This is a genomic window from Chryseobacterium sp. 3008163 (genome assembly GCF_003669035.1).
Lineage (GTDB): Bacteria > Bacteroidota > Bacteroidia > Flavobacteriales > Weeksellaceae > Chryseobacterium.
In genome coordinates this window covers 4,483,934-4,503,171 of sequence record NZ_CP033070.1, presented here as the reverse complement: position 1 = coordinate 4,503,171, position 19,238 = coordinate 4,483,934, and the positions used below count along the sequence as shown (strand labels likewise).

Annotated in this window: 21 protein-coding genes and 1 pseudogene; 13 read left to right on the top strand and 9 right to left on the bottom strand. The window is 34.3% G+C overall.

Annotated features, from left to right (window positions below; all coding sequences use genetic code 11):
- Nucleotides 1-12: 12 nt before the first annotated feature.
- The 13 genes and pseudogenes from EAG08_RS20945 to hisIE all read left to right on the top strand — a co-directional run bounded on the left by EAG08_RS20945 (nt 13) and on the right by hisIE (nt 12,046).
- On the top strand, nt 13-585 hold the full coding sequence (locus EAG08_RS20945; protein ID WP_129537143.1) for a C40 family peptidase: 573 nt from the start codon (nt 13-15) through the stop codon (nt 583-585).
- A 128-nt stretch (nt 586-713) separates the two neighbouring features.
- Complete coding sequence (locus tag EAG08_RS20940; RefSeq protein ID WP_129537142.1) at nt 714-1,526, top strand: 2,3,4,5-tetrahydropyridine-2,6-dicarboxylate N-succinyltransferase; 813 nt, start codon at nt 714-716, stop codon at nt 1,524-1,526.
- A gap of 21 nt (nt 1,527-1,547) precedes the next feature.
- Complete coding sequence (locus EAG08_RS20935) at nt 1,548-2,723, top strand: glycosyltransferase family 87 protein (RefSeq protein WP_129537141.1); 1,176 nt, start codon at nt 1,548-1,550, stop codon at nt 2,721-2,723.
- 9 nt (nt 2,724-2,732) lie between these two features.
- Nucleotides 2,733-3,662, top strand: a complete 930-nt coding sequence (locus tag EAG08_RS20930; protein ID WP_129537140.1) for a glycosyltransferase family 2 protein — start codon at nt 2,733-2,735, stop codon at nt 3,660-3,662.
- A 59-nt stretch (nt 3,663-3,721) separates the two neighbouring features.
- Nucleotides 3,722-4,822, top strand: a complete 1,101-nt coding sequence (locus EAG08_RS20925) for a glycosyltransferase family 4 protein (RefSeq protein WP_129537139.1) — start codon at nt 3,722-3,724, stop codon at nt 4,820-4,822.
- A 247-nt stretch (nt 4,823-5,069) separates the two neighbouring features.
- Nucleotides 5,070-5,926: pseudogene (gene hisG / locus EAG08_RS20920) on the top strand (ATP phosphoribosyltransferase).
- Between the two features lies 1 nt (nt 5,927).
- A complete protein-coding gene (hisD, locus tag EAG08_RS20915) occupies nt 5,928-7,202 on the top strand; it encodes a histidinol dehydrogenase (protein ID WP_129537138.1) in 1,275 nt (424 codons plus the stop codon).
- 4 nt (nt 7,203-7,206) lie between these two features.
- Nucleotides 7,207-8,232, top strand: coding sequence for a histidinol-phosphate transaminase (hisC, locus tag EAG08_RS20910; RefSeq protein WP_129537137.1), 1,026 nt, complete (start codon nt 7,207-7,209; stop codon nt 8,230-8,232).
- Between the two features lie 3 nt (nt 8,233-8,235).
- Nucleotides 8,236-9,330, top strand: coding sequence for a bifunctional histidinol-phosphatase/imidazoleglycerol-phosphate dehydratase HisB (gene hisB / locus EAG08_RS20905; protein WP_129537136.1), 1,095 nt, complete (start codon nt 8,236-8,238; stop codon nt 9,328-9,330).
- Nucleotide 9,331: 1 nt separating this feature from the next.
- A complete protein-coding gene (hisH, locus tag EAG08_RS20900; RefSeq protein WP_129537135.1) occupies nt 9,332-9,910 on the top strand; it encodes an imidazole glycerol phosphate synthase subunit HisH in 579 nt (192 codons plus the stop codon).
- 84 nt (nt 9,911-9,994) lie between these two features.
- Nucleotides 9,995-10,717, top strand: a complete 723-nt coding sequence (hisA, locus tag EAG08_RS20895; RefSeq protein ID WP_129537134.1) for a 1-(5-phosphoribosyl)-5-[(5-phosphoribosylamino)methylideneamino]imidazole-4-carboxamide isomerase — start codon at nt 9,995-9,997, stop codon at nt 10,715-10,717.
- Entirely contained in the window at nt 10,710-11,462 is a 753-nt protein-coding gene (hisF, locus tag EAG08_RS20890; RefSeq protein WP_129537133.1) for an imidazole glycerol phosphate synthase subunit HisF, read from the top strand. The genes hisA and hisF overlap by 8 nt, the downstream gene beginning before the upstream one ends.
- Nucleotides 11,459-12,046, top strand: coding sequence for a bifunctional phosphoribosyl-AMP cyclohydrolase/phosphoribosyl-ATP diphosphatase HisIE (gene hisIE / locus EAG08_RS20885; RefSeq protein ID WP_129537132.1), 588 nt, complete (start codon nt 11,459-11,461; stop codon nt 12,044-12,046). The genes hisF and hisIE overlap by 4 nt, the downstream gene beginning before the upstream one ends.
- Nucleotides 12,047-12,107: 61 nt before the next feature.
- Here the strand turns inward: hisIE and EAG08_RS20880 are convergent, their stop codons facing one another.
- The 9 genes from EAG08_RS20880 to EAG08_RS20840 form a co-directional block, all read right to left on the bottom strand.
- The gene (locus EAG08_RS20880) at nt 12,108-13,277 is read right to left on the bottom strand and encodes a M28 family peptidase (protein ID WP_129537131.1); all 1,170 of its coding nucleotides are present in this window, start codon (nt 13,275-13,277) and stop codon (nt 12,108-12,110) included.
- A 95-nt stretch (nt 13,278-13,372) separates the two neighbouring features.
- Nucleotides 13,373-13,717 carry a 50S ribosomal protein L20 gene (gene rplT, locus EAG08_RS20875; protein WP_047444038.1) on the bottom strand — a complete coding sequence of 115 codons (345 nt, stop codon included), beginning with the start codon at nt 13,715-13,717 and terminating at the stop codon, nt 13,373-13,375.
- Between the two features lie 117 nt (nt 13,718-13,834).
- Nucleotides 13,835-14,032: a 50S ribosomal protein L35 gene (rpmI, locus tag EAG08_RS20870; RefSeq protein WP_047444039.1), complete on the bottom strand. Its 198-nt coding sequence runs from the start codon at nt 14,030-14,032 to the stop codon at nt 13,835-13,837.
- Between the two features lie 374 nt (nt 14,033-14,406).
- Complete coding sequence (infC, locus tag EAG08_RS20865; protein WP_047444040.1) at nt 14,407-14,907, bottom strand: translation initiation factor IF-3; 501 nt, start codon at nt 14,905-14,907, stop codon at nt 14,407-14,409.
- A 119-nt stretch (nt 14,908-15,026) separates the two neighbouring features.
- Complete coding sequence (gene thrS / locus EAG08_RS20860; RefSeq protein ID WP_129537130.1) at nt 15,027-16,946, bottom strand: threonine--tRNA ligase; 1,920 nt, start codon at nt 16,944-16,946, stop codon at nt 15,027-15,029.
- A 384-nt stretch (nt 16,947-17,330) separates the two neighbouring features.
- Nucleotides 17,331-17,513, bottom strand: coding sequence for a hypothetical protein (locus tag EAG08_RS20855; RefSeq protein WP_129537129.1), 183 nt, complete (start codon nt 17,511-17,513; stop codon nt 17,331-17,333).
- 12 nt (nt 17,514-17,525) lie between these two features.
- A complete protein-coding gene (locus EAG08_RS20850) occupies nt 17,526-18,131 on the bottom strand; it encodes a DUF4230 domain-containing protein (RefSeq protein ID WP_129537128.1) in 606 nt (201 codons plus the stop codon).
- The gene (locus EAG08_RS20845) at nt 18,128-18,700 is read right to left on the bottom strand and encodes a TlpA family protein disulfide reductase (protein WP_129537127.1); all 573 of its coding nucleotides are present in this window, start codon (nt 18,698-18,700) and stop codon (nt 18,128-18,130) included. Before EAG08_RS20845 ends, EAG08_RS20850 begins: the two co-directional genes overlap by 4 nt.
- A gap of 9 nt (nt 18,701-18,709) precedes the next feature.
- Complete coding sequence (locus tag EAG08_RS20840) at nt 18,710-19,177, bottom strand: nucleoside triphosphate pyrophosphohydrolase family protein (RefSeq protein WP_129537126.1); 468 nt, start codon at nt 19,175-19,177, stop codon at nt 18,710-18,712.
- Nucleotides 19,178-19,238 lie beyond the last annotated feature (61 nt).

Sequence of the window (19,238 nt, the reverse complement as noted above, 5' to 3'; positions counted from 1 at the left end):
AATCAATTAGATATGAATTTAAAATCAATACGATATAGCGAAGTTTTAAGACAGGTTGCTGTTCTATCAATTTCGGCAACGATCATCATTTCATGTGGAAGTTCGAAAGCTGTCTCCAAATCAAAAAACTCATCGAGCTCAAAGGTTTCAAAATCAGAAAGCCTGAGAAAATTAGATTCAAAATTTGACGGTAAACTTTCCGGTTCGATGAAAAGTATTTTAAAAGATGCTGAAAGATATTTAGGAACGCCTTATAAATTTGGAGGAAATACATCTTCGGGTTTTGACTGTTCTGGACTGACCACAAAAGTCTTTGACGAAAATGGATTGAAGCTGCCCAGACGATCAGCTGATCAGGCAAACACCGGAAAAAATATAGATTTGGAAGAAGCAAAACCTGGCGACCTTTTATTTTTTGCCACAGCAGGAGGAAGCAAAGTTTCTCATGTAGGCATTGTTCATACTATTGAAAATGATGGCGAAGTAAAATTCATTCACGCATCGACTTCTAAAGGGGTAATCATCTCGTCTCTCAACGAAAAATACTGGAATAAAGCCTATCTTCATGCACAAAGAGTTTTGTAATTGGCAGTGAATTTAATGCATCTGAAATTCTAAATAATTCGTTTTCAAAATCATAAGTTTGAAAGGCTTTTGCTGAACTTTTTTGTATATTTGGCGACATATTTATTAAACTGATTTAAACTTAAAACATGTCGTTACAACAAACTATTGAAAATATCTGGGATAATAGAGATTTATTACAAAATGAAGACAGCAAAGTAGCTATCAGAGAAGTTATTTCTCTTTTAGATTCTGGAAAACTTCGTGTTGCTGAGCCTACAGAAAACGGATGGAAGGTAAACGAATGGGTAAAGAAAGCGGTAGTAATGTATTTCCCAATCCAGAAAATGGAAACTATTGAAGTAGGTCCTTTTGAATTTCATGATAAAATGCCTTTGAAGAGAAATTATGCTGAAAAAGGAGTGAGAGTTGTTCCTCATGCTGTTGCCAGAGAAGGTTCTTTCATTGCTTCGGGTGTTATTTTAATGCCTTCTTATGTGAATATCGGAGCTTATGTAGACTCAGGAACGATGGTTGATACTTGGGCGACGGTTGGAAGTTGTGCACAAATCGGTAAAAACGTTCACTTGAGTGGTGGTGTTGGTATTGGCGGAGTTTTGGAGCCACTTCAGGCTGCACCGGTAATCATTGAAGACGATTGTTTTATTGGTTCAAGATGTATCGTGGTAGAAGGTGTTCATGTTGAAAAGGAAGCAGTTTTGGGAGCGAATGTTGTATTGACCGCTTCAACTAAAATTATCGACGTTACAGGTTCAGAGCCAATTGAAATCAAAGGGAGAGTTCCTGCGCGTTCAGTGGTAATTCCTGGAAGTTATACCAAACAATATCCAGCGGGAGAATTTCAGGTTCCTTGTGCTTTGATCATCGGTCAGAGAAAAGAATCTACAGATAAAAAGACGTCATTGAATGACGCTTTGAGAGAAAATAATGTTGCGGTTTAAATTATAATTAACCTAAAACTAATCATCTTGAAAGAAAAATTTTTAAAGTTTATTTTAAACCCCAGATATATATTTGGGGTTTATCTTATTATAGCAGTGGTTACCGCAATCTCAAAATTTCTGAGAGGTCCGCAGGCAATCAATAACTATCTAATTTTCAAAAATGTATTTTACAATACTTTAGAACAGAAAAATTTATACTTACAATATCCTGAGCGATATTTTGATATGAATCATTATGGAGTTTTCTTTAGCCTGTTGATTGCTCCGTTTGCTGTGATGCCAGATTGGTTAGGAATTTCTCTTTGGAATGTTGCGAATACTGCCATCTTCCTTTTTGCCATTTATAAACTTCCTTTTTCAGACGCTAAAAAAGCTCTTTTTGCATTATTTTGTCTGCAAGAATACATTACGGCTGCAATTAGTTTACAATTTAATATTGCCTTAGTAGGACTTTTAATGCTATCAGCAATTTATATTTACGAAAATAAGGAAGTGAAATCTGCCTCAGCCATCGTCATCGGAATCTTCGTTAAACTTTACGGAATCGTAGGCTTATCTCAGTTTTTTTTCATTAAAAATAAATTTAAATTTATTCTTTCAGGAATTATCGTTGCTGTTATTTGTCTTTTAATACCGATGATTTATTCTACACCTCAATTTGTATTGCAGAGTTATGCAGATTGGTCGCATTCTTTGATTTCAAAAAACAATGACAATCAGGTTTTGGGGAATATGCAGGATATCTCTCTAATGGGCTTTGTCAGAAGAATTTTAGGAGATGCATCGATTTCAAATCTTTCATTCTTAGCTTTTGGCTTACCGCTGTTTGCATTACCATACATAAGAATCAAACAGTATAAAAATTATGCTTTTCAATTAATGATTTTGGCGTCAACATTACTTTTCTTGGTATTGTTTAGCTCAGGATCAGAATCTCCAACGTATATTATTGCTGTTGCTGGCGTAATGATCTGGTTTTTCTTACAAAAAGAAAGAACACCATTAGTTTTAGGGATGTTAATTTTTGTAATCATTCTTACGTGTTTTTCACCTTCAGATTTATTTCCAAAATCGGTCAAAGTAAATTACATTATCAAGTATTCTCTAAAAGCAGTACCTTGCATTGTCGTTTGGTTTAGAATAATTTATGAATTAATGACCAGAGATTTTGAAAAAGATTATAGCCTACAATAATATCTAAGGATGAAAAAAATATCTATTGTAATTCCTGCCTATAATGAAGAAGGAAATGTTGCATTGATTCACCAAAAAATTAAAGAAGTTTTTTCCGAATTACCTCATTATGATTTTGAAATTATCTTCGTGAATGACGGAAGCAGAGATAACACACAGCAACAATTAGAAATTTTATCTAAAAAATTTGACGAAGTAAAATTTATCGAATTTTCCAGAAATTTCGGACATCAGCCTGCTGTAAAAGCAGGTATGGATAGTGCGTTAGGTAATGCTGTAATTTCAATGGATGGTGACCTTCAACATCCACCGGAACTCATTCCGAAAATGATTAAAAAGTGGGAAGAAGGCAATGATGTTGTTCTGACAATTAGAAAATATCCCAAAGAAATTTCTGTCTTCAAAAGAAAAACTTCAGACTTTTTTTACAAAATTCTGTCAGGATTATCTGATGTAAATCTTACCAAAGGCGGCGGTTCAGACTTTAGATTGATGGATGCAAATGTTGTAGAAGTCATGAGAAAATTCAATGAAGATGACTTATTTCTGCGTGGATTGACGAGCTGGATGGGCTTTAAACAAAGCGCTATAGAATTTACAGCTTCTGAACGGGTTTCAGGGCAAAGCAGTTACAACCTTAAAAAGATGATTACTTTTGCTTTTACAGGAATCACGGCATTCAGTGTAAAGCCATTGTACATCGCAGCATATTTAGGATTTTTATTTTCAGCATTTTCGGTAATTGGTTACGGCGCTTACGTTATTTACGCTTTCGTTGCAAAAACGGAAATCTCAGGATGGGCATCATTGATTATGACCATCGTTTTCTTTGGCGGTTTGCAGTTGATTATTTTAGGAATTATAGGGATTTATTTAGGTAAAATTTTCAAACAGGTAAAAGCAAGGCCAAATTACATTGTAAAAAATAAAAACTTTTAAAATGGGATTAAAATCTTTGCAGAAGACTTTAAATCCGGAATTCTATATAAAATACAGTCATGAAGATAGCATTTGATGCAAAGCGTTTTTTTCACAATACATCAGGTTTAGGCAACTATTCTCGTGATCTCGTCAGGATTTTATCTCAATATTTTCCTGAAAATGAATATATTTTACTCAATAAAAATAAGTCTGAAAGAGGGAAAGAAATTTTAGAAAAAAATAATGTTCATTTCATTGAATCTTCAAAAGGCAAATTTTCCCGTCAGTTTAAAATTGGGAAAGATGCGCAGGCTCAAAATGCAGATATATTTCACGGATTATCAGGCGAATTACCTTTAAAATGGAACAAAAATCCAATCAAAAAAGTAGTCACGATTCATGATTTAATTTTCATGCGTTATCCGCAATACTATTCTTTTTTTGACCGAAAAATTCATTTTTGGAAGTTTAAAAAAGCAGCAGAATCTGCAGATAAAATCATTGCCATTTCAGAACAAACCAAACAGGATATTATTCGTTATTTGAAAGTTCCTGAAGACAAAATCGAGGTAATTTATCAAGGTTGTCATCATGCTTTCAAAGAAAATCAATCAGAAGAATTCATTCAGAAAACAAAAGAAAAATTTAGTTTACCTGAAAGGTTTATCTTAAATGTAGGAACGATTGAAGAGCGAAAAAATCTTTTAAACATTGTAAAAGCAATTGATAAAACTGAAATTCCTTTAGTAGTTGTCGGACGAAAAACAAAATATTTCAAAAAAGTACAAGACTTCATCCTGAAAAATAAAATGGAAAAACAAATTAACTTTCTGGAAGGCGTTTCGATGGATGAGTTGGCTGTGATTTACAAGCTTGCCGATATTTTTGTCTATCCAAGTTTTTTTGAAGGGTTCGGAATTCCTGTTATTGAAGCTTTATTTTCAAAAACTGTTACAATTACCAGCAACACAAGTTGTCTTCCTGAAGCCGGAGGTAACGATTCTGTTTATGTTGATCCTAAAAATTATTTAGATTTACAATCAAAAATACAGTTTCTTTGGGACAGTGAATCTGAAAGAAAACGCCGTTCTGATAAAGGTTTTGAGTTCGTTCAAAAATTTAATGATGAGCCGATTGCCAATGAACTGATGAATTTTTATCAAAAAATTATTTCATAAATTTCTTGGAAGTTTAAAAATAAGTTCTACATTTGTACCACAATATTCAAAAAATGAAACCGAATTTCTCAACACTTCATCATTATCATCATCTCAGCTAAGGCGGAAGTGATTGATATTTTGTGTTGAATTCATAAAAATAAATTAAAAACCGTCTGAGTAAAGGACGGTTTTTTTTGTTTCCAAATTTCTGTGAAATTTTCATAAATCAACTTTATTTACTCAGACTAAAACTTATAAAAAAGTAATGAGTAAATTAAAAATTGCTATTCAAAAAAACGGACGGTTGTACGAAGAATCTCTTCAGCTGCTCAAAGATTGTGGCATTTCTGTAAACAACGGAAAAGACCAGCTGAAAGTTTCAGTAGATAATTTCCCTTTAGAAATCATGTATCTCAGAAACTCAGATATTCCGCAATATCTTGAAGATGGAGTAGTCGACATTGCAATTGTCGGTGAAAATCTGTTGGCAGAAAAGCAGAAGGAAAATAAGATTGTACAGAAATTAGGTTTTTCAAAATGCCGGGTATCACTGGCCATTCCGAAAGATATTGACACCGATCAACCACAATATTTTAATGAAAAAAGATTGCAACGTCATATCCTAATACGCTTAAAAAATATTTAAACGAAAATAATATTCAAGCTGACATTCACGTAATTTCAGGTTCGGTAGAAATTGCTCCAAATATAGGATTGGCAGACGGAATCTGCGATATTGTGAGTTCAGGAAGTACTTTGTTTAAAAACGGTTTGCGTGAAACCGTAACACTTTTAAAGTCAGAAGCCGTGTTAGCAAAAAATATTAATCTGAATTCTTCGCAGGAAGAAATTTTAGATAAGTTGCTTTTTAGAATTAAAGCGGTTTTAAAAGCGAAAAATTCTAAATATATTTTAATGAATGTTCCCAATAATAAGATTTCAGAAATCTCTAATGTGCTCCCGGTTTTGAAAAGTCCGACGGTGATTCCACTTGCTGAAGAGGGCTGGAGCAGTATTCATTCTGTGATTGATGAAGAAAGTTTTTGGGATGTCATTGATGAATTAAAATTGAAAGGTGCGCAGGATATTTTGATCATTCCAATCGATAAAATGGTTATTTAAGATGAATATTTATAAAAATCCAAAACGAGAAACCTGGTTTGAGTTAACGAAAAGACCGGTTTTTAAAAAGCAGGAAGTTTCAGAAATCATTAAAGAAATCTTCGAAGAAATTGAAAGAAATGGTGATCAGGCATTAATCGAATTTGCAGAAAAATTTGATTCTGCAAAAATTAATCAGCTACGGGTAACTTCAAAAGAAATTAATGAATCTGTAGATTTAGTTTCAGAAGAATTAAAATTCGCCATCCAAATTGCCAAAGAAAATATTACAAAATTTCATGCTTCTCAGAAAAATGAAATTCAGAAAGTTGAAACTACGAAGGGAGTCATTTGCTGGCGAGAAAACCGCGCAATTGAAAAGGTGGGAATCTACATTCCAGGTGGAACAGCTCCATTATTTTCAACAGTTTTAATGCTTGCCATTCCTGCTCAATTGGCGGGTTGCAAAGAGATTATATTGTGTACGCCACCGGATCAAAATGGAAATATAAATCCTGCAATTCTTTACACCGCACAGCTTTGCGGGATTTCAAAAATATTTAAAGCAGGCGGAGCACAAGCGGTTGCCGCAATGACTTTCGGTACAGAAACCATTCCGAATGTTTATAAAATTTTCGGTCCAGGAAATCAATTTGTCGTTGCAGCGAAGGATTTTGCCCAGAATTTTGGTGTTGCCATCGACATGCCGGCAGGACCGAGTGAAGTTCTGGTCATCACCGATGAAAACGCTGTTCCTGAGTTCTGTGCAGCAGATTTGTTGTCACAAGCAGAGCATGGAAGCGACAGTCAGGTGGTTTTTATTTCTACAGATTTGAAAATTTTAAATGAAACTATTGAGGAAGTCAAAAAGCAGATCAAAGAACTTCCACGAAACGAGTTTGCTCAACAATCATTAAATAACAGCCATTTTATTTTATTGGATTCTGTGGAGGAAGCATTAGAATTTAGCAATCTGTATGCGCCGGAACATTTGATTTTAGTGGTTGAAGATTTTGAAAGTTGCATCAACAAAATTCAAAATGCGGGTTCTGTTTTTCTCGGAAATTATTCCTGTGAAAGTGCAGGAGATTACGCCAGCGGAACAAACCATACACTTCCCACAAATGGTTTTGCGAAAAATTATAGCGGGGTTTCTTTAGACAGTTTTGTGAAGAAAATTACGTTTCAGAATTTGTCAAAAGAAGGATTAGAGAATTTAGGAAAAACAATTGAACTGATGGCGGAAGCGGAGGGACTTTTAGCTCACAAAAATGCAGTATCCATTAGATTAAAATGAAATTATGAAAACAATAAATATTCAAAAATTAGTTAGAAAAAACATTTCAGAATTGAGACCTCACATCAGTTTTAGAGATAATAATACGTTTGAAAACCCTTTTCTGATGGATGCCAACGAAAGTCCGTTTGGTGAATTTAATCGCTATCCGGATTCTACACACAAGAATCTTAGAGAAAAAATATCAGCTTTCAAAAACATTTCAGCCAATCAAATAGCCATCGGTAACGGAAGTGACGAATTGATTGATTTAATCATAAAAATTTTCTGTGAACCGAAGAAAGATTCTGTTTTAGTAATGAATCCATCTTTTGCGATGTATGGATTTTATGCAGCAATTAATGAAAACAAAGTTTTGCAACTCAATCTCAATGATGATTTTGAAATTGTAAAAGAAGATTTTTTGGAGAATATTAAAGAAAATCAACCAAAAATATTATTTCTCTGTTCGCCCAATAACCCGACAGGAAATTCAATCGAGGATATTGAATTTTACATCCAGAATTTTGACGGAATTGTGGTTGTCGATGAAGCATATATTGAGTTTTCAGAACAAAAATCTAGTCTTGAATTAATCAATGAATATCCAAATCTGATTGTCTTACAAACATTCTCAAAAGCCTGGGGTTTGGCGGGAGCAAGAGTTGGAATTGCTTATTCGTCCTTAGAAATTACCAATCTTATCTACACGGTCAAATCACCTTTTAATGTGAATGTTTTGAGCCAAAATTTAGTTTTGGAAAAGTTAGATCAGATTGAAGATTTTAAAAGTAATTTAAATAAAATTTTAAAAGAAAGAGACTGGCTGAGAAATCAATTTTTAGATGTAGCCTGTATTTCAAAAGTTTTTCCGACGGATGCTAACTTTTTTCTGATTGAATTTAAACATGCTGAAAAAGTTTATTCTACATTGATTGAAAATGAAATTCTGACCAGCAAAAGGTTTCCTCAGATTCCAGATTGTATCAGACTCAACGTAGGTAATCGAAATGAAAATGAAACGCTCATTAATGCATTAAAAAGTATTTAGAAAATGAAAAAAATATTATTCATCGACCGAGACGGCACATTGATCATTGAACCACCTGCAGATTTTCAGGTTGATTCTTTGGAAAAGCTTGAGTTTTATCCGGGTGTTTTCCAAAATTTAGCCAAAATAGCAAAGGAATTCGACTACGAACTGGTGATGGTAACCAATCAGGATGGTTTGGGAACAGAAAGTTTTCTTTTTGAAGATTTCAAAAAACCTCAGGATAAAATGTTGAAAGCTTTTGAAAATGAAGGAATTATTTTCAGCGATATTCTAATCGACAAAAGTTTTGAGCATGAAAATTCACCTAATAGAAAACCTGAAATCGGAATGTTGGGGAAATATATTTATGGTAATTATGATCTTGAAAAATCTTTTGTAATTGGAGACCGATTAACTGATATTCAGTTAGCTAAAAACTTAGGTTCAAAAGCTATCTTCATCAGTGAAGTTGAAAATGAAAATTCAGAATTGACGACCAAAAGCTGGAATGAAATTTATCAATATTTAAAACAAATACCAAGAAAAGCTAAAGTCTATAGAAAGACAAATGAAACCGAAATTGAAGTTGAAGTTAATCTCGATGGTAGCGGAAATTCAGAAATTTCTACAGGTTTGCACTTTTTTGACCACATGCTTGAACAGATTTCAAAACATGGAAATTTAGATTTAAAAATTAAAGTGAACGGAGATCTACAAGTTGACGAACACCACACTATAGAAGATACAGGAATTGTTTTTGGAGAAGCAGTTTTGCAAGCTTTAGGTAAGAAGAAAGGAATTGAAAGATATGGTTTTCTACTTCCTATGGACGACTGTCTGTCTCAGGTGGCGATTGATTTTGGAGGCCGGCCTTGGTTGGTCTGGGATGCAGATTTTAAAAGAGAAAAAATCGGTGACGTACCAACGGAAATGTTTAACCACTTCTTTAAGTCATTTACAGATGCTGCAAAATGCAATTTAAATATTAAATCTGAGGGTGAAAACGAGCATCACAAAATAGAATCAATCTTTAAAGCATTTGCAAAAGCGATAAAAATGGCAGTCAATCAGACTGATCAAAATTACAATTTACCATCAACCAAAGGCAGTTTATAAGATGATAGCGATTATAAAATACAACGGCGGAAACGTAAATTCGGTTCAGAATGCCTTAGAAAGATTAGGTGCAAATCCTATCATTACCGATGATTTTGAACTGATAAAAAATGCGGAAAAAATTGTTTTTCCGGGCGTTGGTGAAGCTTCTTCTACGATGAAAGTTTTAAGAGAAAAAGGTTTGGATCAACTGATTCCGTTATTAACGCAGCCTGTTCTGGGAATCTGCCTCGGAATGCAGTTGATGTGTAAAAATAATGAGGAAGGAAACACGGTAGGAATGGGAATTTTTGATTGCAATGTTAAAAGGTTTCCGCCACTTGACCTCGTTCCACACATGGGCTGGAATACTGTTTCTGAATTGAAAGCTCCTTTGTTCTCAGCGATTTCAGAGGAAAATGATTTGTATTTTGTCCACAGTTATTATTGTGAATTGTCAGAAGATACAACTTCTGTTTGCGATTATATTTTGCCTTTCAGTGCATCTTTACAGAAAGATAATTTCTTTGCAACGCAATTTCACCCCGAGAAATCGGGAAAATTTGGAAATCAGGTACTGAAAAACTTTTTAAAAATTTAATGATGAAATCGCAATGATTGGAAATGGAAAATCCATAAAAAAGAGCGATTGCATATGACTTATTAAAACAATAAAAAACTACATATGAAAATTATTCCTGCTATAGATATCATCGACGGAAAATGTGTGAGACTTTCAAAAGGTGATTACAATACTAAGAAAATTTATAATGAAAATCCGCTCGAAGTCGCCAAAGAATTTGAAGATTTTGGAATTCAGTTTTTACACCTTGTCGATTTGGATGGAGCGAAATCAAAACATATTGTTAATCAAAAAGTATTGGAAACTATTGCAAAAGAAACTTCATTGCATATCGATTTTGGTGGGGGACTGAAAACTGAAGATGATATTGAAATCGCTTTTAATTCTGGGGCTTCGCAAATTACCATCGGCAGCATTGCAGTTCAGAATCCTAGTTTCTGTTACCAATTAATTGAAAAATACGGAGCTGAAAAAATAATTTTGGGTGCCGATTGTGAAAACCGAAACATAAAAACTTCAGGCTGGTTGAAAGAAAGTGATAAAAATGTAATTGATTTTATTCTTGATTATCAAAAGAAAGGCATTCAGAATGTAATCTGCACGGATATTTCAAAAGATGGAATGCTTGAAGGAGCATCTACAGAATTGTATCAGGAGATTTTAAATAAGACAACCATTCAATTAGTTGCAAGCGGTGGAATTTCCTGTATTGAAGATGTTTATCTGATGAAAGAAATAGGATGTGCGGGAAGCATTATTGGAAAAGCGATTTATGAAGGTAAAATATCATTAAACCAACTTCAAAATTTTATTCAAAATGCTTAAAAAAAGAATAATCCCATGTCTCGATATTAAAGATGGAACCACGGTAAAAGGAATCAACTTTGAAGGCCTGAGAAATGCCGGAAATCCAATTGATTTAGCCAAAAAATACGAGGCAGAAGGTGCGGACGAATTGGTTTTTCTGGACATCACAGCAACTATTGAAGAACGGAAAACTTTTGTCAAACTGGTCAAAAATATCGCCAAAGAACTAAGTATTCCATTCACAGTGGGTGGTGGAATTTCTACTGTAGAAGACGTCAGAAAATTATTGGAAGCCGGAGCTGATAAAATCAGCATCAATTCTTCTGCCGTTAAAAATCCTTACCTGATTTCTGAATTAGCGAAAGAATTTGGAAGTCAGTGTATCGTTGTAGCAATCGATACAAAATTCGTAAATGATGATGATTGGGTTTTTGTGAAAGGTGGAAGAGAAATGACTCCGTTGAAAACATTAGATTGGGCGAAAAAGGTCGAAGAATTAAGTGCAGGCGAGATTCTTTTAACCTCGATGAATGGTGACGGAACGAAAAATGGCTTCGATGTGAGATTGACAAAACTGATTTCAGAAAATGTGAATATTCCGGTGATCGCTTCTGGCGGAGCTGGGAAAATTGAAGATTTTGAAGATGTTTTTAATCTCACAAAAGCTACCGGAGCTTTGGCAGCAAGCATTTTCCATTTTGGGGAAATTAGTATTGATAACTTAAAAAGTGAATTGAAAAATAGAAATATCAACGTAAGATGAAAATAGATTTTAATAAAACCAATGGGCTCGTTCCGGTAATCATTCAAGACGATAGAACTCTGCAGGTTTTGATGCTCGGTTACATGAATGAAGAAGCTTTTAACAAAACAAAAGAAGAAGGAATCGTTACTTTTTTCAGCCGTTCAAAAAACAAATTATGGACAAAAGGTGAGGAGTCAGGGAATTTCTTAACGGTAAAAAATATTCAAATCGATTGTGATCAGGATACGATTCTAATTAAAGTGATTCCAACAAATACAGTTTGCCACACAGGAAGCTTCAGCTGTTTTGGCGAGAAAGATTCTAAAGGCTTCTTGTATGAACTGGAAAGTAAAATTGCTCAGAGAATTGATGATAAAGTAGATGGTTCTTACACCTATTCATTATATCAAAAAGGGATTAACAAAGTCGCACAAAAAGTAGGAGAGGAAGCTGTAGAATTGGTAATAGAAGCTAAAGACGACGATGGAAATTTATTTAAAAATGAAGCAGCTGATCTGCTGTATCACTTTTTAATTTTACTGAAAACCAAAAACTTTTCGTTAAATGAGATTGAAGAAATTCTGCTTGACAGAAATCAATAAAAAAAACCTGCAAATTTGCAGGTTTTAGTTTCGTTTAATAAAAAATAAAATTTAGTATAACTTACTTTTTAATAACTATTTTCCTTGTTACACTTTCGTTATCAGTTTTTATTGAACTAAGATAGACACCATTCTCTAAAGCGGAGACATTGATTTCTTTTTGATTTTCAGATTTTAAAACTAATTTCCCGCTCATATCAGTAATTTCAACATGAAAATCTTTAATATGATTTGGCAACTCAATATTCAAAATATTTTTAACCGGATTAGGGTAAACTTTTACTGATTCTAAAGAACCTACAGATGCCTCATTGACAGAAAGATTAGTAGTTGCAACCGCAAAATGTTGAAGCGCACCAATCGCAGCTTTACCAACGTTAAAAACATAAGTCGGATTTACATTGGCAAAAGTATCATTCGCAGTATGTTCATTCATACTCTGTGGAGTTTCGTAGAAACCTGTAATAATATCTCCAATTTCTTCAAATGGTATATAATCTGATGAATATGTATTAGACATTACAGTCTGTAGAGGAGAATAAAGAGTCGTACACGCCGCCAACTGTTGTGTAAAAGATAAAGAAGCAGCATTATTCCCTGGTAGTCCTGACTGATCACTTTCGCATTTGATTGAATTACTTGGTGCAGACAATTTACCTCCAACCTGATCGATATTAAAAACCAATCTCAGATTTAATTGACGCACGTCATTCTGAAAAACCACATTATCTACATAATGGTGACTTCCCACAAGCCCTTGTTCTTCACCAGAAAAATGAATAAATTTAATAGAATATTCAGTCGGAATATCTTTTAAAATTCTAGCAGCTTCCAGCAAAATAGACGTTCCGCTACCGTTGTCACTAACACCCGGGCCAACTATCGTATCGTAGTGACCACAAATAATAACGTAAGTGTTTGGATAAACTGTACCCGTTTTTGTGACAACTAAATTTTTTGTCGTATTTCCGTTTACTGTAAAGCTGTCTTCAGTAATTTGACCTGCAGTATAACCATAGGTTTGATATTTACCTTTAAGCCAATTTAAAGTATTATTATTTGCGACCGAACCTGACGTTTTTGTGCCAAATGATGCAAAATCTTGCAATAGTGAGGTGATATTAGCCTGCGTTACCTGATTGACCCTGTTTTGATAAGCCTGAACAAAACTTTGAGCCTGTACGTTATATGTTGCTAATGAAAGGAGTAGAAGAGTAGTTAATTTTTTCACTTTAAATAAGATACTTTAATATTCAGCAAATGTAGATAATAAAAAATCCCGAGCAAAAAACTCAGGATTTAATATTGATAACAAAAAATTTTACATTATTTTACTTGATCTACAACTGCTTTGAATGCTTCAGGATAGTTCATCGCTAAATCAGCTAAAACTTTTCTGTTTAATTCAATGTTGTTCTTTTTAAGAGCTCCCATAAACTGAGAGTAAGACATTCCGTGCTCTCTAGCTCCTGCGTTGATACGCATGATCCAAAGTGATCTGAAGTTTCTCTTTTTCTCTTTTCTTCCTCGGTAAGCATATTGCATTGCTTTTTGTACCGCGTTTTTAGCAACAGTCCAAACGTTCTTTCTTCTACCGAAAAAACCTTTAGCTTGTTTCATTAATTTTTTTCTGCGCGCTCTAGAAGCTACGGCATTTACTGATCTTGGCATAATTTAAATTGTTTTTTTGAAAAGGGCGGTAAACTGTTTCATTACACTTATTTGCACCGTTTCAGGGTTAAAATGTTGAATTGTTATTCTTATAAACCGAAAAATGATTTATAAAAACTACTTAATTGCTAATTGACGTTTAACGCCTTTCTCATCCACTTTCGCAACATAAGAAGTAGTAGTAAGATTTCTCTTCTGCTTAGTTTCTTTTTTAGTTAAGATGTGGCTTTTGAAAGCATTTTTTCTTTTAATCTTACCAGTTCCGGTAAGTTTAAAACGCTTCTTAGCACCTGATTTCGTTTTTAATTTTGGCATTGTTTGCTTTTTTATGTTTTTGTTATCAATACTATTTTCAAGTGTAGCAATATATCAGTTTACCAGCGTATCAATGACAAAATCGATTGTTACATTGTTAGACTTTTAGATTGTTACATTATCTTGGGCGTGTCCCTCACTCGTTCATTCCGCATCGCTACATTCACTCATTCGGGTCAGGCTATCCATTTCAAGTCCTCGCTCCATTGCTTTTGCTAGCTCCTGCTGTGGGCTTTCCATTTCTATCCTTCACGCGGATATTCGGTTTGCAAAATTACGAAAAATAATCATACAAAAAGAGACTTTCCTTAGAAAATCTCTCTATGTGTATTTCGTATGACAATGAGTCAGAAACTCATCATCAGATTGTCAAATTATTTAGCTGGTTTTTTAGGACTCATCATCATAATCATTCTCTTACCTTCAAGTTTAGGTAATTGATCTACTTTCCCAACGTGCTCAAGTTCCTGAGCCAGTTTAAGAAGCAAAATTTCACCCTGATCTTTAAAGATAATAGAACGTCCTTTGAAAAATACGTAGGTTTTCAATTTTGAACCTTCTTCTAAGAACTTTTCAGCATGTTTTTTCTTAAAATCATAATCGTGCTCGTCAGTCTGAGGTCCGAAACGGATCTCTTTAACAACCACTTTGATTTGTTTTGCTTTAAGTTCTTTTGTTTTTTTCTTTTGCTCGTACAAAAACTTTTTATAGTCTAATATCCTCGCAATGAAAGGTTCAGCTTTGTCTGAAATCACGACCAAATCTAGCTCTTGTTCTTTGGCAATTTGTCTCGCTTTGTCAATTGGGAAAATTCCCGCTTCTACGTTGTCGCCCACTAAACGAAGTTCTCTTACGCGAATCTTATCGTTTATCATGTGTAAGTCCTCCTGAGGTGGACGTCTTTGTGGGCCTCTGTTGTTAAATCGTTGTGCTATTGCTTTATAATTTTATTGGTTAATAACTAATTGAAGTTAAAAGACCTAAATCTTTTAATCTATATTTTTGCTTCTTTTTTGAAGTACGCTGCAAACTCATCCATGCTCATTACTCCAAGATCGCCTTCTCCACGTCTACGTACAGAAATTGTGCCATCTCTTTCTTCATTTTCTCCCACTACAAGCATGAAAGGAATCTTTTTCAATTCCGCATCACGGATTTTTTTACCCGTTTTTTCGTTTCGCTCGTCAATCAATCCGCTAATATCGTGAATTTCTAAAAATTCTGAAACTTTTTTAGCATAATCTACATATTTTTCACTGATTGGCAATATCGTAAACTGATCTGGGCTCAACCACAATGGAAAATCTCCGGCAGTATTTTCTAATAAGATCGCAATAAAACGTTCCATAGAACCAAAAGGTGCTCTGTGAATCATAATCGGTCTGTGCTTTTCATTATCACTTCCGATATAAGTAAGGTCGAATCTTTCCGGTAAATTGTAATCTACCTGAATAGTTCCTAACTGCCATTTTCTTCCTAAAGCATCTTTCACCATGAAATCTAATTTAGGACCATAAAATGCAGCTTCACCATATTCTGTAACTGTGTTTAATCCTTTTTCTTTTGCTGCAGTAACGATTGCGTTTTCTGCTTTTTCCCAGTTTTCATCAGAACCAATATACTTTTCTTTATTATCAGGATCTCTTAATGAAATCTGAGCAGTAAAATCAGCAAACCCAAGTGAACCAAAAACATAAAGAACCAAATCAATTGTTTTCTTAAACTCATCCATCAGCTGATCCGGAGTACAGAAAAGGTGAGCGTCATCTTGGGTAAATCCACGAACTCTTGTCAAGCCGTGAAGTTCACCACTTTGCTCATATCTATAAACAGTTCCGAATTCTGCATATCTTTTTGGCAAATCTCTGTAGCTCCATTGAGAAGTTTTGTAGATTTCACAGTGGTGAGGACAGTTCATCGGTTTCAGCATGAATTCTTCTCCTTCATTCGGAGTTTTGATCGGTTGGAAACTGTCTGCTCCATATTTATCCCAGTGTCCGGAAGTTACATACAATTCTTTTGCACCAATATGTGGTGTCATTACAAATTCGTAGCCTCCTTTTTTCTGAGCATCAGAAAGGAAATTTTCTAATTTTTTTCTCAAAGCAGTACCTTTTGGCAACCAAAGTGGTAAACCTGCACCTACTTTTTCTGAGAAAGCAAAAATTCCTAATTCTTTACCTAATTTTCTATGATCTCTTCTTTTAGCTTCCTCTAATAGCTCAAGATATTCAGTCAATTCTTTCTGTTTCGGGAAAGAAATACCGTACACTCTTGTTAATTGAGGATTTTTCTCGTTTCCTCTCCAGTATGCACCAGCAGCATTCAAAATCTTTACCGCTTTCACAATTCCAGTGTTTGGAATGTGACCACCACGACAAAGGTCTGTGAAGTTATCGTGCGTTACAAAAGTGATTTCACCATCATTAAGATTAGAAATCAATTCTACTTTATAAGGATTGTCTGCGTAAGTTTTTAAAGCTTCAGCTTTAGAAACAGGGTACAGAGAGAATGTTGAAGCTTTTTTAGCGTTTTCTAAAACTTTCTTTTCAATTTTCTCAAAATCTTTTTCAGACAAAACTTCGTCACCGAAATCTACGTCATAATAAAATCCGCTTTCGATTGCCGGACCAATTGTTAATTGAGCGTTAGGATAAAATTCAAGGATAGCCTGCGCCAAAAGATGGGCAGAAGAATGCCAGAAAGCTTTCTTACCAAGATCATCATTCCATGTCAAAAGCTGTACTGTAGAATCTGTGGTAATAGGCGTGGTAACTTCGACTTGTGTGCCGTTTACAACTGCGGAAATGGTATTTCTAGCCAATCCCTCGCTTATAGATTTTGCCACATCCAACGGAGTGACTTCTCCCTCAAATTCTCTGACGCTATTGTCTGGAAGTGTAATTTTTATCATTGTTTACTAAGAAATTTTAAGTTGCAAAAATACGCATTTTTTACTTCTTTATGAAATCGTAGCCTGATAATTCACAAAAAATACAATTTATTTTAAATTCTGACGTTAATGTTTATTTTTCAGTAACCGTTTTAGAGTTTTAAAATCGCTTTTAAAGAATGTCAAGTTTCGGATTTATGATAAGTTTTGAAATCTGCTGAAAATCGCAGCCCGACCTGAGTGAAGCTTTTTTTTCTAGCGATGCGATTGGCTCACTTTGTAAATGATGATATCAATTGGTTTGCATTGCCAGAAAAAAAGCGGGAACCCTTCGACTTCGCTCAGGATAAACTACGAGGCAGAAAAGCTGCCCTAATAAATAGTTGCAAAAAAAATACTAAGCTTTCACTTAGTATTATCTGTTTTTCCTGATTTGTTTTCTGAAGATTTTTTCACATCTTCTTTATCTACATCGGGTGGATTTTGTTTTTTTGAGGAAGCAGGAATATTTTGAAAATCTTCATTCTGCTTTTTCGTTTCTGCGGAATTTGCAGATTCTTTCTTTTTGTTATCGTCGTTTGAGTCCATATTTTTGAATTTTTAGAGTCCAAGAACACCGAGTTGTCCGGTTTTATCTTCTATCGTATAGTTCAAAGCCTTTGCCAAAACGAAAATATTGTTCAGATTTTCCATCAATTGCTGTTTACCTTCACTTCTCAGTTTGTTTTGATCTACAGAATTGATCGCCGTTTGTTTCGCCTTTTGCTGAACAGTTTTAATATCTTTTTCGGAAATTCTGTTGATAAAAGAATCATCCAATGACTGAATTTCCACACTTGGAGTGATTCTGATATCCGCATTAGGAAGATCTGTGATAATCAGTTTTTTATTCACAGAATCGACTTCCATTTTCATCTTATTTAAATCATAGGAAACCTGCGCATTGGTTTTAGTGTAAGTAATAACGCTATTGCTTGTCATTTCCTTCCCAAAAAATTCGTAGCCGAATTTTGTTTTCTGCATCGCAGAAAAATCCTGCTCCAAAACGACCATCTTATTCATCTTCGAGATTTGATTGGTCAAAATATAGTAGTCAGATTTCTCAGTTTTCTCACTTATTTTTAAACAAGATCTGAAACTAAAAAACAGAATTAACATCAGGAGTATTCCTGCAACAAATGGAAGAACAAGTTTTAAATTTCTCAATTTTCTTTTTTAAATATTTCTTTGATCACCGATTGGTCATCTTTCTTTAAGATTTCCACAAGATCTCTTTCGATGTATCCTGTAGTCGGCATTTCAATAATTCTTCCAATTTCCTTGCCATATTTTTCAACGATGATGGTTGGGACCTTCTGGATGTTATATTTTGATTCGTCGCCGGTAGGAGATTCTTTCTTACGGTTAACCGCAATGATTGTCAATCTGCTGTCAGGATATTTTACTTCTTCCAAAATCTTCATCAATCTTGGAAAATCTCTGTGAGAATCTTCACACCATGTTCCCATGAAAACGATCAGATTGTAAGAATTGATTTTGTTTTTCTTTAATTCCCCAACAGCTTTTTGATCTAGGGCATACTCGTTGAATTCTTTGGTATACCATTCAGAATAAGGTTCTTTTACAAACTGCTCTTTTAATTGGTTTCCCAAGAGCATTTTGCCGTCGTTTGTTGTTTCAACCTCGCGATTGACAACTACTTTCTGAGCGCTAAACTCCTGAACAGCCAATGAAATCATTGAAACTGCCAATATCTTGGTAATAATTTTCTTCATCTTAATATCTTAATTTTCGATAATTGTTTTTAAATCGGCAGGAGAGTAGTATTTGTTTTTCAATACTTTATGATCTGCCTTTCTGTATATATTGAATTTTTCTCCGGATTTTTCATAGAAAGATTCAACCTCTTTTGCAGCGTAAAATTCTACTGTTTCGTTTGCCTGTTCTTCATTGTCGCAAGCTTTCGACATATTTGAACGCTGAACTTCATTGAACAGTTCTACAAATTTATCACCTAATCCAAACTCTAACACCGCACCGCTTAGAACATATTGCAAATCGCATAATGCATCAGCTATTTCTACTAAATTTTTATCTTCAATTGCTTGTTTCAGTTCATTTAATTCTTCCTGTAAAAGCTCAACTCTCAGATTACATCTTTCCTGAGAAGGAATTTGTGGAGTCTCCAAAATAGGAGCTTTGAAAGTGGTGTGGAATTCTGCTACTTGGTTCAGACTGTCAATTTTATCCATGAAATTTTTAAATTTAAAGCAAATATAGTGATTTTGGGAAATTGTTGGAAGCTAGAAGCAA

Bases quoted from the DNA above. Each gene is read 5' to 3' on its own strand.
- EAG08_RS20945 (WP_129537143.1), top strand. From the start codon at position 13: ATGAATTTAAAATCAATACGATATAGCGAAGTTTTAAGACAGGTTGCT.
- EAG08_RS20940 (WP_129537142.1), top strand. From the start codon at position 714: ATGTCGTTACAACAAACTATTGAAAATATCTGGGATAATAGAGATTTA.
- EAG08_RS20930 (WP_129537140.1), top strand. From the start codon at position 2,733: ATGAAAAAAATATCTATTGTAATTCCTGCCTATAATGAAGAAGGAAAT.
- EAG08_RS20925 (WP_129537139.1), top strand. From the start codon at position 3,722: ATGAAGATAGCATTTGATGCAAAGCGTTTTTTTCACAATACATCAGGT.
- hisD (WP_129537138.1), top strand. From the start codon at position 5,928: ATGAATATTTATAAAAATCCAAAACGAGAAACCTGGTTTGAGTTAACG.
- hisC (WP_129537137.1), top strand. From the start codon at position 7,207: ATGAAAACAATAAATATTCAAAAATTAGTTAGAAAAAACATTTCAGAA.
- hisB (WP_129537136.1), top strand. From the start codon at position 8,236: ATGAAAAAAATATTATTCATCGACCGAGACGGCACATTGATCATTGAA.
- hisH (WP_129537135.1), top strand. From the start codon at position 9,332: ATGATAGCGATTATAAAATACAACGGCGGAAACGTAAATTCGGTTCAG.
- hisA (WP_129537134.1), top strand. From the start codon at position 9,995: ATGAAAATTATTCCTGCTATAGATATCATCGACGGAAAATGTGTGAGA.
- hisF (WP_129537133.1), top strand. From the start codon at position 10,710: ATGCTTAAAAAAAGAATAATCCCATGTCTCGATATTAAAGATGGAACC.
- hisIE (WP_129537132.1), top strand. From the start codon at position 11,459: ATGAAAATAGATTTTAATAAAACCAATGGGCTCGTTCCGGTAATCATT.
- rplT (WP_047444038.1), bottom strand. From the start codon at position 13,717: ATGCCAAGATCAGTAAATGCCGTAGCTTCTAGAGCGCGCAGAAAAAAA.
- rpmI (WP_047444039.1), bottom strand. From the start codon at position 14,032: ATGCCAAAATTAAAAACGAAATCAGGTGCTAAGAAGCGTTTTAAACTT.
- infC (WP_047444040.1), bottom strand. From the start codon at position 14,907: ATGATAAACGATAAGATTCGCGTAAGAGAACTTCGTTTAGTGGGCGAC.
- thrS (WP_129537130.1), bottom strand. From the start codon at position 16,946: ATGATAAAAATTACACTTCCAGACAATAGCGTCAGAGAATTTGAGGGA.
- EAG08_RS20855 (WP_129537129.1), bottom strand. From the start codon at position 17,513: ATGGACTCAAACGACGATAACAAAAAGAAAGAATCTGCAAATTCCGCA.
- EAG08_RS20845 (WP_129537127.1), bottom strand. From the start codon at position 18,700: ATGAAGAAAATTATTACCAAGATATTGGCAGTTTCAATGATTTCATTG.
- EAG08_RS20840 (WP_129537126.1), bottom strand. From the start codon at position 19,177: ATGGATAAAATTGACAGTCTGAACCAAGTAGCAGAATTCCACACCACT.